Here is a 17,411-nt window from a genome sequence, read left to right on the forward strand (position 1 = left end):
TTTACAGTTCCAGGCAGTAGATGGCGGCCTCGGGGTTTTTGGTTTGCAGATCATCAAAATATTTTTTCAGGTCTTTGGGCAGTAAAGAAGCCGCTTGCGCGTCCATCAGCAACATGGCGTTGGGGTGCAGTTTTAAAGCTGTAAGCGGGCAGGAAACGGTCGGTTCGCTTTGGGTAAAGGTGCTTACAGCCTGCGCTTTTTGTTTGCCTACGGCTAAAATCAGTATTTCCTGCGCGTCCAACAGGGTTCCCAGCCCAATGGTAAGCGCATGGGTGGGCACTTTGTCTAAACGGTGTCCAAAAAAGCGGGCGTTGGCTTCCCGGGTGTCTTGGGTTAATTCCACTTTGCGGGTGCGGGAGGTAAAGGGGGAGCCCGGTTCGTTAAAGGCCAAATGTCCGTTTCTGCCCACGCCCCCTACAAAAAGCTGGATACCGCCCGCTTGGCGGATAGCCGCTTCATAGGCGGCGCATTCGGCTTGCGGGTCTGTGGCCATGCCGTCTAAAATATGGCGGTTTTGCGGGGCGATGTTGACGCCGGAAAATAAATGCCTTTGCATATAGCTGTGGTAGCTTTGCGGGTGGGCCGGAAGCAGGTTGGCGTATTCATCCATATTAAACGTAACGAAAGGGGAAAAATCCAGCGCGCCCGTTTGGTAAAACAAACGCAAATTGGCGTACATATCCGTTACGGTGCCTCCGGTGGGAAGCCCTAGGGTAAACGGCTCTTGCGGGTGTGCGGATAAAAAACTTTCGGCCGTTTGTTTTATGTAAGCGGCGGCCCATAAACCCAAGTTGATGTTTGCAAGAGCCAGTTTCATAGTTAACCTCTTTTGACGTATTGTCTTATTTCATCGGCCAGCAAGTCCGCCTCCGGGCCGATGACGACCTGCACGCTTCCCCCGGCGGCTTTTACTACGCCGCGCGCGCCTAATTGTTTTAAAGCGGATTCATTTGCTTGGGAAGGGTCCGCCAGTTCCAGGCGCAGGCGGGTGGCGCAGGCGTCTATGGTTTTTAAATTGTCTTTCCCGCCTAAGGCGGCCACGTATTTCGCCGCCCGGCTGTTTTGCGGCAAAGGGGCGTTGTTTGGGGTTTCCGGTTGGGCGTTTGAGGGAGCGTCAGCGGCGGGGGGAGTATCTTCCCGTCCGGGGGTTTTTAAATCCCATTTGCGTATGGCCCACACAAAAAGCAGATAATATACCACGCCGTAAGCCAGGCCTACCGGCAGCAAATACCAGCCGTTGGTGCCCAGCCCGTATCCTAAAATATAATCAAACAGGCCGGCGGAAAACGTAAAACCCAGTTTTACGTTTAACATGTTCATGATTACTAAAGAGGCTCCCGTCAGCACCGCGTGCAAAACGTATAACGGGAAAGCCAAAAACATGAAAGAAAATTCTATCGGTTCCGTAATGCCGGTTAAAAAAGAAGTCAGCGCCATGGACAGCAGCAACCCGGCAATGGCTTTTTTGCGTGCGGTGTCCGCCGTGCGTATCATAGCCAGGCACGCGGCGGGCAGGCCAAACATCATAATGGGAAAGAACCCCGCCATAAACGCCCCGGCGGCAGGGTCTCCCGCAAAGAAGCGGGTCAAATCCCCCTGCACCACGCTTTGCACTCCGTTTTGCAGAGCGGTAAATTCCCCAAATTGAAACCATACCAAATTGTTAATAATGTGATGCAGACCCAGCGGGATAAGCAAGCGGTTGGCCGTGCCGTAAAAGAACAGGCCGATATTGCCGGACTGTATCGTCCAATCCCCAAAGGCGGAAATGGCTTTACCGATAGGCGGCCAAATAAAATAAGCCGCGCAGGCGATTAACAAACAAGCCCCCCCGGTAATGATAGGCACAAAACGTTTCCCTCCAAAAAAAGCCAAATAAGAAGGAAGCTGTACATTTCTGTATTTGTTATACAGCAGGCCGGCGGTAACGCCGGCAATAATACCGCCCAGCACGCCCATGTCGCAGGAAGGATCCAGCACTTTTAAGGCGGAGGTTTGTATCACATAGCCCACATAAGCGGCCAAGGCGGCGGCGCCGTGGTTTTCATGCGCAAAGCCGATGGCTACGCCCAACGCGAAAATAACGGGTAAATTGCTGAAGACGGCGTTCCCGGCGGCGGCCAGGAAAGCGATATCCAGCAAATCCGGCTGTCCCAAGCGAAGCAAAAGCCCCGCCACCGGCAGTACGGCGATAGGAAGCATAAGGGCTTTGCCCAATTGTACCAGGCCGCGCCCGGCGGGAGCTAAAAAGCGTTTGATGGCGGTCATAGTTGTTTTCTCTCCTAAATGTGAAAAGTTTTATGTACAAATGCACGCACTTGTTTTGCGTTTTTTAAAGACAGGGCCTGCTGGGCCGCTTGCGCGCAGAATTCTTCGTCCAGCGCGCGCACGATGGATTTTATTTTTCCCACCGCCTGGGCCGATACGGCCAGTTCGGTTACGCCTAGCCCCACAAGCAGGGGAACGGCTTGGCTGTCTCCCGCCATGGCGCCGCAAACGGCTACGGGCTTGTGGTGCTTTTTGCCCGCGCGGCCCGTGGCGGCGATTAAATGCAGTATGGCCGGGTTTAAATGGTCCGCCCGGGCGGCTAAAGAGGGGTGTCCCCGGTCTATCGCCAAGGTATATTGGGTTAAGTCGTTCGTGCCGATGGAAAAGAAATCCACTTCTTCGGCAAATTGTTCGGCCAGTAAAGCGGCGGAGGGAACTTCCACCATAATCCCTATTTCTAATGGGGCCTCTATGCCCAGGTTTTGTTGTTCTTCTTTAATTAAACGGCGCATAAGGGCGGCTTCTTCTATAAAAGAAATCATGGGCAGCATAATGCGCACCACACCCGCCGGTTTTACCCGCAGCATGGCGCGTATTTGCGCGCGGAAAAGGGACTCGTTAAGCTCATAGGTGCGTACCCCGCGCAGCCCCAGTACGGGGTTTTGCTCTTTGGGCAGGCGGACAAATTCCACCGGTTTGTCCCCACCAATATCCAGCGTGCGCAGGGTGACGGGGCGCCCGTGCATGGCGTTGACAATTTGCTGGTAACAGGCCAGTTGGGTTTCTTCCGATGGGGGAGTTGTTGTGCCTTGTAAAAATAAAAATTCCGTGCGTACCAGCCCCAGGGTATCCGCGCCGTTTTGGTAAGCGTAAAGGGCTTCTTTTTCATTGCTGACGTTGCCGCCCACCAAAATACGCAGTCCGTTTTTAGTGAGGGCAGGGCCTTGGCCGGAGGCTTTCAGTTCGGCCTCTTTGCGCGCGCTTTCCGTAAATTTAGCATTTAGACGTTCTTCATCTTGGGCGGAAGGATTTATAAACAAAAGGCCTTCAGCCGCGTCAAGATAGGTTTTACTGCCGGAGGGAACGTTTAAAACGGCGTCCCCGGCGGCCACCAACGTGGGTATGCCCATATTGCGCAGCATAATGGCGCTGTGCGCCGTGGGAGAGCCTTGCGCCAGCACCACGCCGCGAACATGGGCGTCAAAAAAACTTAAATCAGACGGGAGCAAATCCTCCGCAAACACAATGCACCCGTCCGGAAAAGCGGGGGGGGTTTCTTCTTTGCCGCTTATTTTTAACAAAACGCGTTTGCGCAGGTCTTTTAAATCGGCGATGCGTTCCATTAAAAAGCGGTTTTGGGTTTTTTTCAGCAAATCAATGCTGGCGCGTATGGCTTCGTTAAAAGCGAAAGAGGCGGTTTTCCCCTGGGAGATGACTTCTTTGGAACGGGCCAGCAAAAAAGGGTCTTTTAATAAAAACAAGTGGGCGGATAAAATCTCTTTGGCGGCGTTGCTGGGGGACCTAGCTGCCTCCTCTTGTAATTCTTTTTCCAGCGCGGCTAAAGTGGTTTGAAAAATTTCTTCTTGCTGCGGGATATTGTTTGCCGTTTCTTCAAAGGGTATTTCCCCGGCGGTAAACTTCCAAGCCGTTCCGTGCGCCAGCCCCGCGCAGGCACACAGCGCTTTTAAGGTAACAGGAACGGAAAAATCCACCGAGGCGGGTTGGCTGGCGGCTTGGTTTATTTTGGTTTCATTTTCCCCCAAGCCTTCTTTTAAAGCGGTGGTTAGTTTTTCCAGCGCGTGGCGGGCGCGGCTTTCATCGGGAGTATGGGCCTGCAGTAGGATGGTTTCTCCCGGCTCTAAAGCCAGGCCCATGATTTCCATAATGCTTTTGGCGTTGGCTTTTTCATTTCCTTTTACAAGGTAAAGGGAAAAATCAAACTGGGCGGCCAGTTTGGCAAGCACGGCCGCCGGGCGCGCGTGCAGGCCGTTGGGGTTTACGATGCAAATTTTTTCACTAAGAAAAACCGGCGCGTCGTCTTGTGCGTTTTGCGGCGAGTGCTGCGGCTGCGTCTCGCCGGCGGAGGCTATTTTTTGTCCTTTTTGCGCCCGCCCGGAAGCTAATACCGCTACCGGAGCATCCTGCGGCGCGGTAACGGCGCAGATAATCCAAGCGCAAGGGGCCGATTTTTTTAGAAAATCCAAATCAAAGGTTAACAACGGTTGGCCTGGGCTTACTTCTTGCCCTTGTTTTACCAAAAGGGTAAAACCTTTTCCTTTTAAAGAAACCGTTTCCACCCCGATATGGACTAATAACTCAAAACCATTTTGGGTAATGACCAAAGCGTGTTTGTTGGGGTTAATGTTGGTGATAATACCGCCGCAGGGGGCAAAAACTTCCCCTTTAGCGGGGTCTATGGCGAAACCGTTGCCCAGCATATGCTGGCTGAATACGGGGTCCGGCACTTGTTCCAGCGGAAAGATGGAACCGTCCGCCGGGGAGAAAAGTTCCAAAACGGATGACATGAAAACTCCTTAAACAGTTTCCTCTATTATAGTATATTCTGAAGCTATTTCAAGAGAGGCGTCCATAAAAAACCCCGCTGTAAAAGCGGGGTTTTGAAGAAACATAATTTTTAATCTACCCGTAACAGTTCCGAGCGGCTGTTTGCCCCAAACTGCGGCGCATACATAGACTGTATTTTAGCCGCCGGTACGCGGTATTCCCCGGCCGATGTGGGGCGCAGGGTGTAGGTAAACTCCACCGTACCCGCAGGCAGCCAATTAATGTAGAAATTGGTGGCCGCGTCTTTATACTCTTGATACATAATAAGCGGGTTGGCCGTCCAGCCGGAAAGCAGGGCATCGTTTTCAAACCCGGTGGGTTTGGGGTCAGACAAGAGGACGTACTCAAAAGCGCTGTCCGTGGTTACGGTCAGGTGTACTTCCACCTCGTCTGCGGGTTTAACGGGGGTTAAATCTTCCAGACGGCGCAGTTTGGCTACGCCGTCCTGCGTGTATTTTAAGAAATATTCCCTCGTTACATTTATGACCCCTTTGGGAGACTGTTTTGCTTTTGCCGTAGTGTATACCACGGATAAAGAGGCAAAATCCTCCGCTCCTCCTTGTTTGGCAATGTCTGCCTTGTAGAAAGAGGGGTCTATATCCCCGCGGCGCACGTAACGCGGGTCTTCCGTCCAGTCAAACGGTTTAAAGGATAGGTTTTCCTCTACGGAACCCCATTTTACGCTGTAGTTGGTTTCTTGATTCATTAAGCCTTTTTTGGATAGATAGTTCAGCAGCGTAAATACCGCTTGGGATGCCGCGCGCGGGGACCCCCACTCATTAGCCTGGCGGTTAAACAACAGCCAGCGCACCATGGGGGCGATTTGTTCTGCCTCCGGGCGGATATCCAATAAGGTTTGCAGGGTAACGGTTTGGGTGGATAAAGTATCGTTATACCAAATCCAGCTTTGGGCTTCCGGCGCGAAATAGGCTCCGGTGAGTTCGTTTTCCTGCAGTTGGTCCAACACCATATTTAAGTATTTTTGGGCTTTGGTGTCGTCCTGCAAACGGTGGAAAATATTGGCCGCGTAAATTTGCCCCAAGGGCGTCATAAAGCGGGAGTATTCTTCCGCGTATTGCGCCCAGCCGCGTATGTCTTTTTGGGCGGCTTGCACTTCTTGCCATTGCGCCGGGAAAGCGCTTAACACGTAAGCCGCGTACAGGGTGTGGGCCACGTCCGCCCCCGATGGGGTTTTTACCTCTCCCAAGCGGCGTGATACGGAGGTCTGGGCAAAAGCGTACGCTTTTTTAGCCATATCCTGCGGAATGTCCGCCCCATAAGCCAAGGCTTGGGCAAACATATCCAGCGCAAACAACGTTAAGTATTCGTCATCCCGGCCGCCGGGCAGCCAAGAGAAAGCCCCGTTTGCGTTTTGGTATTTTTTCAGCGCGGTTAAAGTTTTGGTTTGCTGGCGGCGCAGGGTTTCCGGCTCAAACAGGCTGACGAGATCCCCTTCCTGCGCTTGGCGCCCTTGGGAAATGGTAAGCCACGGGGTCTGGCTGAGTAACTCCAGGCGCAGCGGGTCTTGCGCGTCCCACACCGGGGTGACGGTGCCTCTCGCCGGCAGGCGGGAAACGGCTTGTTTCATTTCCGGGTACTGTTCATAGAAGCGGTTAACAACCGCCAGCGGAACGTATTGGTTAAGCAGGCTGACAAGGTCTTCATGTTTATTTACCAGTAAGTTCGGCACGCTGTTAAACACGGACAGCGCCAAGCTGGGGTTGATTTGCAAAACGGCGGTTTGAGGCTGGGCGTCCTGTACGGATTTCATTTCCGTAAGCTGCAGGGTGTTGTTGCCTTCTTTTAAAACCGCGTTGGCGGTGGCAAGCAGGCGTTCACGCCCGGGCAGTACGGCAATGGATTTAGATTCCGCGTCCGATTCTTTCACGTAGCGGGCGGTGGCGGTAATATCGGTAATTTCCGTGCCCTCCGGCACGGTAATATCCCACGATACAAAAGCCGTTTCTCCCGCGCCTACGCTTACTTCTTTTTGCGCTTTTTTAATGCCAAAGGCTTTGGCCGCGTCTACCCCGTTTTGCCGCAGGGCCAGTTCCACTTGGGCGCTGATTTTTTTGCCGGATAAGTTGGTTACCGCCGCTTGCAGGGTGGTTTTGTCCCCTTCGCGCAAAAAGCGCGGCAGCTGCAGGCGGACCATAAAATCTTTGCGGGTAACGGTTTGGGCGGTAAAGGAACCCAAATCAACCGATCGGGTAAGCACAAAACCCAAAATGTTCCATTCACTAAGCGCCTGCGGCATAGTAAAAGATATTTGCGCTTTGCCGTTTTTCACCGGTACGGTGGGGCTAAAGAAAGCGGTTTCCCTAAAGTCCGTACGTACGGCGGAGGAGGGCGTTTCCTCTTCGGCGGAGGGAACTGCGGTTGCGGTATCCCGGGCCATGGCGCTTTCTTCCGCCGTGGCGACGGCTGCGTCCGCCTGGGCAAAAGCCAGCGCGGGCGCGGCCTTGGGCATTATCCCTCCGGCTACGGCGCGGGACGTATTCATCACGGCGGATTTATACATCCGAAACACCGGGTTTAAATTCAACTGCGGCAGCGGCAGCGGATAATTATCCGCAAAAGGCTGTTTAAAGCGGGCATCCGGACCGGAAGCCGCCGTAACCGGCGCTTTAAACAAGCTGTTGGTAAAATTACCCATAGGGCGCTGCTCTGGAAATAAATTGTTTAGCGTGAGGCGCGTTTCCGGCTTGGCGTAATAATCCAAGGCTTTGTCATACACGGTAATGCTGGCTTGCCCTTCTACCGGCGTTCCGGTAACGTCTTTAGCGCTTAACGTCCAGTTTACGCGTTCCCCGGGCAGTACGGACGGAGCCCCCTGCCAAGTGAGGCTTAATTTTTTGTTGTCGTAGGGTACATCGGCAAACGCGCTGTTTTGGAATGCTTTATAGTCAGACGCGCCAAACCAGTGCACGCCAAACCCGCCCCGGTACTCGTTTTCCACAGGAACGGTTAAGATGTTTACCCCTTTGCTGGCGAGCTGTGTGTTTACTAAGAAATCTTTGCCGGCGTAAATTTCCACTTGTTTGGGGCCGTTGAGCTGCCCCGCGCCAATTAAAAATTTGGCATAAGCGCCGGGGTGGTATTCTTCATGCTGGGCAATGGCTACGCTGGGAAGAGCCAGGGAGGATTCTTCCTCCGCCACCAGGAAAATCAACTTTAAGTCCGCCGCTTTGGGGCTGGAAAGCGTTAAGCGGTAAATGCCTTCCGGCAGGGGGGGCATTTCCAGCGTGGCTTGGGTTTCTTGGCGCAGGTCCAGCTCCTGCGTGAAAGCTTGTTCTTCTTCTTTGTTATTGGTAAATACGCGGTCTAACAAGCTGCCGTCGTCCGGCGCGATGGGGGAGTTTAAATCCTCTTCATTTAATTTATTTTCAAGCCGGGCGGCTTTCACGGTCACTTTGCCGGAAACGGGGTTGCCGTTGATGTCCGTTAGTTTGATTTGGGCCAAAGAAGCCGGGGTCTTGGCGTCATAGAAACCTTGGGTAAACTGCACGTCAAAGAAGTGGGGTCTGTCAGACGCTTTGTATGTTTCTTGGGCTTCTATTACGCGTCCGCTTTCGTCATACACTTGTGCTTTGACGGTGTAGCGGGAAGGCTGGGCCGCGTCTTTTCCGGGCTGGGGGGTAAAGGTGATTTTAAAGGCTCCTTTTTCATCCGTTTGGGTAGAACCGGAAGCGATGAATTCTTCCTGCGCAAAGAAATAGGCGCGCGGCATCCACCAAAAGAACGGCGGTATAAAATCCGTGCGGTATATGGTGTATTTTACCTGGGCTTTTTGAAGCGGCGCTCCAAAATAATAATTGGCGCTGGCGGTTACCTCGGCCGTTTTGCCGTATTCAAAAGCGTTTTCAGGCTGGTTGAAAGTAATTTCGTAATCCGGCCGTTTGTAATCTTCCACCTTAAAATAAGCGTAAGTGCGGTAGGTGCCTTTGCCGGCGTTTAAGGTGGCCTGCAGCGTAAAGTTGCCAAGCAGGGTTTGGCCGGGCAGCGTAAACGCGCCGGCGGCGGTGCCCATGTCGTTCAAATCCAAAGAGGAGGTGTAAATTTTGGCGTAGTTCGCGTCCCGTATTTCCACTTGTACGCTGCGGCCGGTAAGGGTGCGCAGGCCGCGTACCACGTTTTCAAACGCGTTAACGGAAAACTGCACTTTTTGGCCGGGGCGGTAGATGGCGCGGTCCGTCTGGGCAAATAAGCGCACGGGGTCTTCTTGGTTAAAATGGAAATACACCGCCGAAGACGTAAAAGCCGTATCTTTTCCTTTTACCGCCAAGGGGTTTATAAAATAGGAACTGTTGCCTCGGGTGGAGTTTACCGTTACTTTTTGGGCCATTTTAAACAGGCCGTTAGCGTCCGTATAGCCTTGTTTGCGGGTGCCTTTCCATTCCGTAAACATATCTAAGGACGCGCCTTCCACGGGCTGGCCGGTTTTTAGATTTACCGCGTATACACGGAAGATATTGGGCGTATACGTATTGGCTTTGGCGTTTAACAAAGAGGTGTATTTATCGGGATTATCCTCTATGGCGGAGGTTACAAACAAGGCCAAATCCGTTACATTTAAAACGGTTGCCGCTACGGGGGCCGTGTCCGGGTTAAAGGTTTCTTCCCGCGCGGCGGCTATTACGTAGAAGCCGGAAGAAAGTTCCGGCAGTTTTAAATCCGTTTCTTTAAAAGCGTGTTTGGCGGGATATTCCACCTTGCCGGAAAGCGATTTAAGCGGAGTTTGCTGGGATAAAATATCACGCAGGGCGGTATCGCTAAGTGTGGTTAAGTGGTTCCAAGAGTTTAATGTCCGGTTCCAGCGGGTTTGTCCGTATTTTTGCAGCTGGGCGCGGGTAACGGGGTAAATGCGTACAAAAATCTGTTCTATATTGCGCGCGGTGGCTTTTAAGGTCAAATCCTGCGGGTTTTGGTTCATGACCGGGGAAGACAATATTAAAGATGGGGCTTGTATTTCCGCAGCCAGGTTTGCGCAGGCTTTAGAGTAGTAATTATCGTCTAACTTTTGGGCGGCAAAATTACATGCGGATACGGCTTTTTCATATTCTTCGGCCTGTTCATACAAGCGGGCGGAACGGTAAGCCGCGTAGGCTTTGCCATAGGTGGCTTTTTCCGGCGCCACAAAACCTTTTATGCGCCCGAACCAGCCGCGTTTGGCCGGTTTAAAGCCGGAAATTTCATCCAGCTTGTCCGCGGCGGTAAGCGCCGCCTGTTTGTTGTCTTTAAAACTAAAAGACTGCGGGTAATCAAAAGGGAGGGTAATTAATTCCGTACGCCAAAAAAGTTTGGCGTTTTGGCGGTTTTTGCCGTCTAATTCCGCCCCGGTTTTGAGAAGGGAAGCTATTTGGCTTACGGTGGAGGCGTTATCTTCTTGCTCGGCAAAAGGCTGGGCCAAAAAATCTTCCGCCTTGGCTAACGGGGCCGGACGGGCGGAAGAGGAAAGGGATTCTTTCCATTTGTTTAAAACAAAATCAAACAAAGTGGGAATGCGTTTTGTATCGGTGTCTTTTACGGATAAAATAAGCGTTTCCTGTTCTATGGGGGCGTTGGCCAGCGTTTCACGCAGGGACCAAAGGGTTTTGTAATCTTTGGTAAGGGATTCTTCCCACTGGGAGGCGGTCCACTTTTCTAAATTGCCGGAGGCGTTTTCCTCTTCAGAGGCGGGAAGCAAGGGGGAATATGTGTTTTTTACGCGTTCACCGGTTTGGATGCGGTAAAGCAGAAAGCGGGCTTTCCATAAAGGCTGGGCGGGAAGTTCGTAGCCATATACCGTTTTGGCGGCTTGGGCGTATTGGCCCAGCATATACTGGCAGGCCGCAATGCGCAGCTGGATTTTGTAACGTTGCGCGTCGGACGAAGCGTTGGGGAGTTCTTCTTGGTAACTTTTTAACGCTTGGGCAAAAAGGCCTTCTTCAAAAGCGTCATCTGCGGCGTTGGGAGCGGCCCAAAGCGCGGCGGACAGTAAAAGCCCGGCAAATAAAAATACTAATTTTTTCATGAAGTTATCCTCCCTTACTTTTCCAAAACGATATATAGACAGAAAAATCTCTTTTCCCTAATGGAATAAAAAGAGATTTTTCCGAATATTTAAAAATATGGCGCGCGGCGCACTACATCTTTTCCGGTGCGCTTACGCCGATAAATTCCAAGCCTTTTTTAATGCGTTCCGCCACACGTTGGCAAATAAACAAGCGCGAACCGGTTACTTCGGGGTTTTGCTCGTCCAATACGCGGCAGGTATCATAAAAAGCGTGGAATAAGCCCGCCAATTCCGTTAAATAGGTGGTTAAATGGTGGGGGCTTAAATCCCGTATGCAGTTGCGCAGCACTTCTTTAAACCACACCAGTTTCAGCAAGAGCGCCCGCTCCTGCGGGGCCAGCGGCACGCGGATTTGGGTCATTTTAATGTTCTTTTCCTGCGCCGCGCGGAAAATGGAGTGTATGCGCGCGTGTACATACTGTACGTAAAAAACGGGGTTTTCGTTGGATTGGGTTTTGGCTAAATCCAAGTCAAACAGCATGTGGGCGTTGGGGGTGCGGCTGGCGAAGAAAAACCGGCAGACGTCCGTCCCTACGTCGTTCATCAATTCGCGCAGGGTAACAAAATGCCCCGCCCGTTTGGACATTTTTACCTGTTCGCCTTTTTCGGTTAAGTGGACCAGTTGGTGAATAATGGGCACAAAGGAACTCTCTTTATGGCCCAAGGCGTGCACCGCCGCTTTCATGCGGGGCACATAACCGTGGTGGTCCGCTCCTAAAATGTCAATCAGTTCGTCGTAGCCGCGGTCGTATTTATTTTTATGGTAGGCGATGTCGGCCATAAAATACGTGGGGCGGCCGTCTTTGCGTACCAAAACGCGGTCTTTATCGTCCTGTGCTTCATCGTCCTTGGTGGAACCGAACCAAATGGCGCCTTCTTTTTCATAGGTGTAGCCTTTTTCGGTCAGGTATTGCAAGGCTTTTTGCGGGGCGCGGTCTTCATGAAGGTCAGACTCGCGGAACCAGCGGGTAAAATCTACGTGAAAATCTTTCATGTCCTGCTGCTGGGTTTTAATTAAGGTTTCCATTGCCCAGCGGCCGTAGTCTTCTTCTTTCAAATCCGCCGGCATTTGTTTAACCAGGTCTATAATATAGGAACCGTGGTAGCCGTTTTCCGGCGGTTCTTTGCCTTCTTTGCGCGCTTTGACGGAGGCCGCCAACAGCTCGGCTTGGTTTCCGGCGTCATTTACATAATATTCGCTGTCACAACAATAACCAAGGGCCCGGTGGATTTTTACCAAACTGTCCCCCAAGCTGGCGCCGCGCCCGCTGGCTACATGCAAGGGGCCGGTGGGGTTGGCGGACACAAATTCAATTAAAATGCGGTGTTTGCAGTCTTCCGCCTCGCGGGATTTGATGCGGCGGTCTATGGCGGATTTAATAATAAAAGAATCATCCAGCGTGATGTTGATAAACCCGGGGGCAACGGCTTGCGCGTCCGTTACGGCGTTGGTCTCGCGGATTACTTTACAGGCTTCTTTGGCAATTTCCAGCGGGCTTTTGCGCAAAATTTTAGCGCAGGCCATAGCCCACGAAAGGGAAATATCCGCCCCCGTATGGGCGGGCGCCGGGGCAAATTCCACACTGGGCAAATCATGCCCCTGGAAATAAGGCGCGCTGGTCAATTTTAAATTAATTTCGTTTTTTAAATTATCTAGCATAGTTATTTTTTCAGGGTTTTTTTAGCGGTTTTTTTGGTTGCCGTCTTTTTAACGGCCGTTTTTTTAACGGCCGGCTTTTTAGAGGAAGTTTTTTTGGCCGCGGCTTTTTTTGCAGCCGGTTTTTTGGCGGCTGTTTTCTTGGCGGCCGGTTTTTTAGCGGCGGCTTTTTTGGGTTTTAAAGTATAGTCTATTTCTTTACCAAAGCTAAAAATTTTGTCCAAGGCGTAAAAATCCCGGGCTTCGGGTGTCATAATGTGCACCAAGAAAGAACCGTAATCGCTCACGCGCCAGATGGGGCTGTCCACCCCGTCGCGGTTGGTTTTGTAAACGCCTTCTTGTTTTAACTTGGTGCTGATTTCTTCTTCCACAGCTTCCAAGTGGGGTTTTGAGGTGGCGGTGGCGATTAATATGTAATCGCACAAAGAAGACAATCCCTCCAAATCAATCACTTTAATGTTTTCCGCTTTTTTGCTGTCGGCATAACGGGCCGCCAGGCATACTGTTTCTTTAGGGTTCATTTTCCACCTCGTCTATATATAAAAGTAGTCTAGCATTTTTTTATAGTGTTGGGACTATGGCATTTCAAAGTCTTTGCCTAGAATGATGCGGGTGTCGCAAATGGCATTGCCGCGCGGTTCGGAGCGTATTTCCTGCCGGCAGCCTATGGCTGTGCTTAATTGTTTTACCTGCATCAGGCGGCCGCTGTAATCCACAATGCGGGTTTGTTCCAGGTAACCGCCGGGGTAATTATCATATTGCAAAACGTCCACGCGCAGGAGGCCTTTTTCGTTCTGGTCCCGCAGAAATTGGGTCAAAGCCCGGGCCAGCCCTCTTTTGCCGGAAGCGTTAAGCACTTCCACCACAATGGGGCGGTCTTCCACCGCCAGGGGGGCGCGGTCTTCCACTTGGGGGAGCGCCTCGTTTTTGGCGGCGGCTTTTTTTCTGGCGCGGGGGGTGTCTATTTGCAGGGTAAAATCGTTCATTTCCAGTTTGGAAAGTTCCATCCCCAAGAGTACCGCGTCCGCCAGGTTTAAATTGGTACGTTTGGAAAAACGCGCCCGCAAATAATCCAGCGGCAGGGCGGCTAAAGGCAGCGGTGCGTATCGCCACGTTTCCAGCGTGTTTTTAAAATTGTCCCAAACGGTTTCGGGCTTGGTTTGCAAAGGGGTGTAATAGACAAAAGGGGCGTTTTCCGGCAAGCCGAAGGTTTGTGCCGTGGGGGTTTTGCAATTTTTGCAGGGGATTTCCCTCACCCAGGCTTTTTCTTGGTGTGGGTTGTATCTGATTAAAGTGGTGGGAGAGGTCATCACCGCTAAATAGAGGTCTTCATTTTTTCGTGAGGCCATCAGCTTGGCAAACGGGGAAGAAAACTGGCTCCAAGCGGCTAAGCCCGTTATAACCAGCAGCGCGGCCAGCAGCCAGCGGGGGGCTATTTTTCTTGTTTGATAAGATGGTTCCATAAGTCAATCCCCAGCGGGCAAAGCCATTTTTGAGAGTCTATGGTAAAAAGCAGTTTGCGGTTAGCCGCGTACAGCAGGGCTTTGTCCAAATCTTGCAGGGCCATGTTACGTATCACAAAAGCGTCTTTATATTTACGGTCCTTAGAGGATATATCCGCCACAAACAGAATTTTAGACAGCGTACTCATATGCAAACTGCCCAGGGTATGTTCCGCCACGGCGTTTAGAATTTCTTTGTCTTTTACTCCAAACAAATGCCGGGCCAGCCATTTGGAAGCGTAACTGTGAAGCAAGCTGGGCTCCAGCGCGCAAATATCCTCAAAAAACGGGGTTTTGATATGGTGTTCTTTACAAAAATAAATTAATTCCCGCGCGCCCATGCCTTTGCCGGCGTCATGCAAGATGCCGGCTTTTACGGCGCTTTCCACGTTTACGTTATAAATATCGCTTAGTACGGCGGCCAGTTCCGCCACGCTTTTGGAATGAATGTAGCGGTTGGTTTTTAAGTGGGTTTTCAGCCAGTCGTGTATTTTAAGGCCGTAGAGGCGGTGTTTTTCTATTAACGGGTGCAGGGCGGCAGGCACAGTGGGGGGAATTTCCCCGCTGGCTAAAATATGCGCCCGTACCCGGGTGGAAGAAAGCTTGGGGAAGAACCCCGGCAAAAAAATGTGCTTAAAGCGGGCGGGGTTTTCGTTATAGCCTTTGCGTTTGCCCGCTATCACGGTGGCGTTGTTAAAAATAATTTGCGGGTCTTTCCAGTTATGTAAATCGTTTAGGCAATCGGTGCCCACCAGTAAATAAATTTCCGGGTTTTTATAGTGTTTTTTTAAATATTCAATTAATTGGCAGGTATACGTTTTGCCGCCGCGTTTTAGTTCGTAATCGTCAAAAATAATGTTTTTAGTTATCCCCGCAAAGGCTTTTTTGAGCATTTGCATGCGCAGGGTAAACGGCGTGGGGGTTTTTGCTTTAAAAGGGGAGTGGTACGCCGGCACAATGTGCGACACATCCGGCCGGATAATTTTTACGGCTTTTTTAAAAAGCGCTACATGTCCTTGGTGAACGGGGTCAAAACTGCCCCCGAAAACGAGTACTTTCATACCAAATCCTTTGTTAAAACGCCGGCTGTTTCTTTGCCTTGCAAAAAACCCCGCTCTATAAAAGAATATTCCCACCGCCCGTATCTGCCGGCCAAATAAACGCCGTTTTCTTTTAACAGGGTTTGGGCTTGCGCAACGGCTGGCGTGCGCTGCGGACGGTAAACAACATAGGCGAAAGGTATTTTTTGCCAAAAGGAGAATAAAACGTCCTTCTCTTCTATTATACCTTTTTGGGCAAGGCGGCTCAAAACCAGCTTTTGCGTTTGCGGGGTTGGCGGGCAATGGGAGGGCAGTTCTATATAGAAAGAAGAATTTCCCTCCGGCGCCAAATACGGTGAAAAGGAGCTTTGCACCCCCACGCGAAAGAAAGGGTCCTTCTCATCTGGGAAATACGCCCAGTGAAAGGCGTTAAAGGGCTTTTTTGCGGCAATGTTTAATACGTTTATCCCGGTGCAGTGCAGGCGGCTGGCCAGGGATTGCAAAGCGGGCTGGCGGGTCATCTCTAACAATTTGGGCAGGGCGATGGTGCTGACCAGGCGCTTAAAGGAAATGGGCTCATTATTTATCCAGGCGGTGCGGGCCGTTAAATCCACCCGGGTGACGGAAGCGTTTAACCGCAGGTTTTTAACGCGGCTTGCCAGGGCGTCTGTTAACGCTTGGCAGCCGCCTTTTAGCGGATAATAAAAATAAGCATTATAGCCCAGCCCTTTTTGTTCCCGCGCTTCTGCCTGCATTTGCTGTAATTTGGGACGGGGAATAAATTGAGAACACCACTCCGCCGTCATTTCCGCCGGGTCTGTTCCCCACAATTTAGTATTGTAAGGACGTAAAAAATGCGTGTATATTCCTTCCCCAAAAGAGGCAAGGCACCATTCTTTAAATGTGGCGGGGTGCGGGATATGCGGGGCCTTTTGGGCTTGTTCCAAACATTCTTTCCTAAGTGTGGGGGGCAAATAACCTAAATGCGCCTGAAAAGGAAAGGGTATTTGCACCCCTTGGGTATAAATGACAGCGCGGCGCTGAAGGCGGCGGAGATTACTTCCTAAAAGTTCTTTAAAGGTTTGTAAAGCGTACGGGTCATGCAGGTGAAGCAGGTGCCCGCTTTGGTCAAAGGTAAAGCCTTCCCGCTGTTCGCTTTTGCACAGGCCGCCGGGGACAGCGTCCTGCTCTATTAGCAGGTAATCTGTATCTCCTTGGTGTTCCAGGTGAAACGCGGTGCTCAGCCCGGTTACCCCCGCCCCTAGAATCAGCGTGCGGACATGCATTATTTTCTCCCTATGTGAAGCAAAAATAAGGTGGCGGACAGGAAGTAAATGACGCTAAATATCACCACCGCGGCCGCCGCTTTGGCGTGGCTGTGGGTAAGGGCAAAGGCCAGCAGATTATTAAATACGGCCAGCACCATGTAAACCGTTAAAATATTGCGCTGAGACATTTTTAACCCGCGTTTTAAACGCAGAACGATATGGTCATCGCTTCCCTTTAAGGGGTTTTTCCCTTGCAGTACGCGGGCAAACATAACAAAAAGCGTATCAAACAGCGGTATGGCTAAAATAAAAAAAGGAGCCAAAAAACCGGCGTTGGTGCGCTGGGTGTATTGGGTGCCCATACACAGGGCGGCCAGCATAAAACCCAGCAGCATGCTGCCGCTGTCTCCCAGAAATGTTTTGCGTTTACGGGAAAAATTGTACGGCCAAAACCCGGCGCACGCCCCTAGTAATGCCGCGGCGGCAAAGTTTACGTATATCCATTCCGAAGGCAAGGAAATCAGCGCCAACCCCGCCGCGCTTATGGCCGCTTGGCTTACGCAAAGCCCGTCTGAAATATCCAATAAATTAAACGCGTTGGTAATGCCTATTACCCAAAAGAAAGTAAGAATACAGTTTAGCCACGGGCAGTCAAATAAATAAATTTGCACCCCGTAGCACATCAGCAGTATGGCGGCGGCTCCTTGGGCTAATAATTTTACCCAGGAGCGGATACCTTGGGGTTTGTTTAAATCGTCGGCCACACCGGCTAGAAATACCAGCCCCGCCCCAAGCAGTACCCCGCGCAGGGCGTGTAACGTACCGCTGGGGAAAGAGGTGGTTAACCGTATAAATACTAAACTGGCCGACAGCCCCAGCATAACGGCAATGCCACCCAACACGGGTACGGGCGTGGCGTGTTTTTTAAGTCCGCCGGGCGCGTCCATAAAATACGAGGACAGCCAGCGGTGAAGCAAGGGCAAGCTGGCCGATGTCACCGCCAGAGAAATACAAGCGCACAAGGTGTATAGGACAAAAGAATTCATAATATTTATA

At 51.4% G+C, this 17,411-nt stretch carries 9 protein-coding genes and 1 pseudogene; all 10 read right to left on the reverse strand.

The features are described from left to right. Position 1 precedes the first annotated feature (1 nt). The 10 genes and pseudogenes from nagB to ACQY33_RS03730 all read right to left on the reverse strand — a co-directional run bounded on the left by nagB (position 2) and on the right by ACQY33_RS03730 (position 17,401). A complete protein-coding gene (nagB, locus tag ACQY33_RS03685) occupies positions 2–817 on the reverse strand; it encodes a glucosamine-6-phosphate deaminase (protein WP_428074054.1) in 816 nt (271 codons plus the stop codon). Between the two features lie 5 nt (positions 818–822). Continuing rightward, a pseudogene (gene nagE / locus ACQY33_RS03690) lies at positions 823–2,268 on the reverse strand (N-acetylglucosamine-specific PTS transporter subunit IIBC); the annotation flags it as partial. Between the two features lie 14 nt (positions 2,269–2,282). Beyond that, the gene (ptsP, locus tag ACQY33_RS03695; protein ID WP_428074056.1) at positions 2,283–4,793 is read right to left on the reverse strand and encodes a phosphoenolpyruvate--protein phosphotransferase; all 2,511 of its coding nucleotides are present in this window, start codon (positions 4,791–4,793) and stop codon (positions 2,283–2,285) included. A 110-nt stretch (positions 4,794–4,903) separates the two neighbouring features. Next, on the reverse strand, positions 4,904–10,846 hold the full coding sequence (locus tag ACQY33_RS03700) for an alpha-2-macroglobulin family protein (protein WP_428074058.1): 5,943 nt from the start codon (positions 10,844–10,846) through the stop codon (positions 4,904–4,906). Between the two features lie 112 nt (positions 10,847–10,958). Next, positions 10,959–12,548 carry an arginine--tRNA ligase gene (gene argS, locus ACQY33_RS03705; protein WP_428074060.1) on the reverse strand — a complete coding sequence of 530 codons (1,590 nt, stop codon included), beginning with the start codon at positions 12,546–12,548 and terminating at the stop codon, positions 10,959–10,961. 2 nt (positions 12,549–12,550) lie between these two features. Beyond that, the gene (gene rsfS / locus ACQY33_RS03710; protein WP_428074062.1) at positions 12,551–13,066 is read right to left on the reverse strand and encodes a ribosome silencing factor; all 516 of its coding nucleotides are present in this window, start codon (positions 13,064–13,066) and stop codon (positions 12,551–12,553) included. 54 nt (positions 13,067–13,120) lie between these two features. Then, entirely contained in the window at positions 13,121–14,008 is an 888-nt protein-coding gene (locus ACQY33_RS03715) for a LytR C-terminal domain-containing protein (protein ID WP_428074064.1), read from the reverse strand. Further along, entirely contained in the window at positions 13,978–15,108 is a 1,131-nt protein-coding gene (locus tag ACQY33_RS03720; RefSeq protein ID WP_428074066.1) for a nicotinate-nucleotide adenylyltransferase, read from the reverse strand. The genes ACQY33_RS03715 and ACQY33_RS03720 overlap by 31 nt, the downstream gene beginning before the upstream one ends. Beyond that, positions 15,105–16,373, reverse strand: a complete 1,269-nt coding sequence (locus ACQY33_RS03725) for a protoporphyrinogen/coproporphyrinogen oxidase (protein WP_428074068.1) — start codon at positions 16,371–16,373, stop codon at positions 15,105–15,107. The genes ACQY33_RS03720 and ACQY33_RS03725 overlap by 4 nt, the downstream gene beginning before the upstream one ends. Next, on the reverse strand, positions 16,373–17,401 hold the full coding sequence (locus tag ACQY33_RS03730; RefSeq protein ID WP_428074070.1) for an MraY family glycosyltransferase: 1,029 nt from the start codon (positions 17,399–17,401) through the stop codon (positions 16,373–16,375). Before ACQY33_RS03730 ends, ACQY33_RS03725 begins: the two co-directional genes overlap by 1 nt. Positions 17,402–17,411 lie beyond the last annotated feature (10 nt).

Source organism: Candidatus Avelusimicrobium aviculae, assembly GCF_949292495.1.
In the GTDB taxonomy this organism is placed as follows: Bacteria; Elusimicrobiota; Elusimicrobia; order Elusimicrobiales; family Elusimicrobiaceae; genus Avelusimicrobium; species Avelusimicrobium aviculae.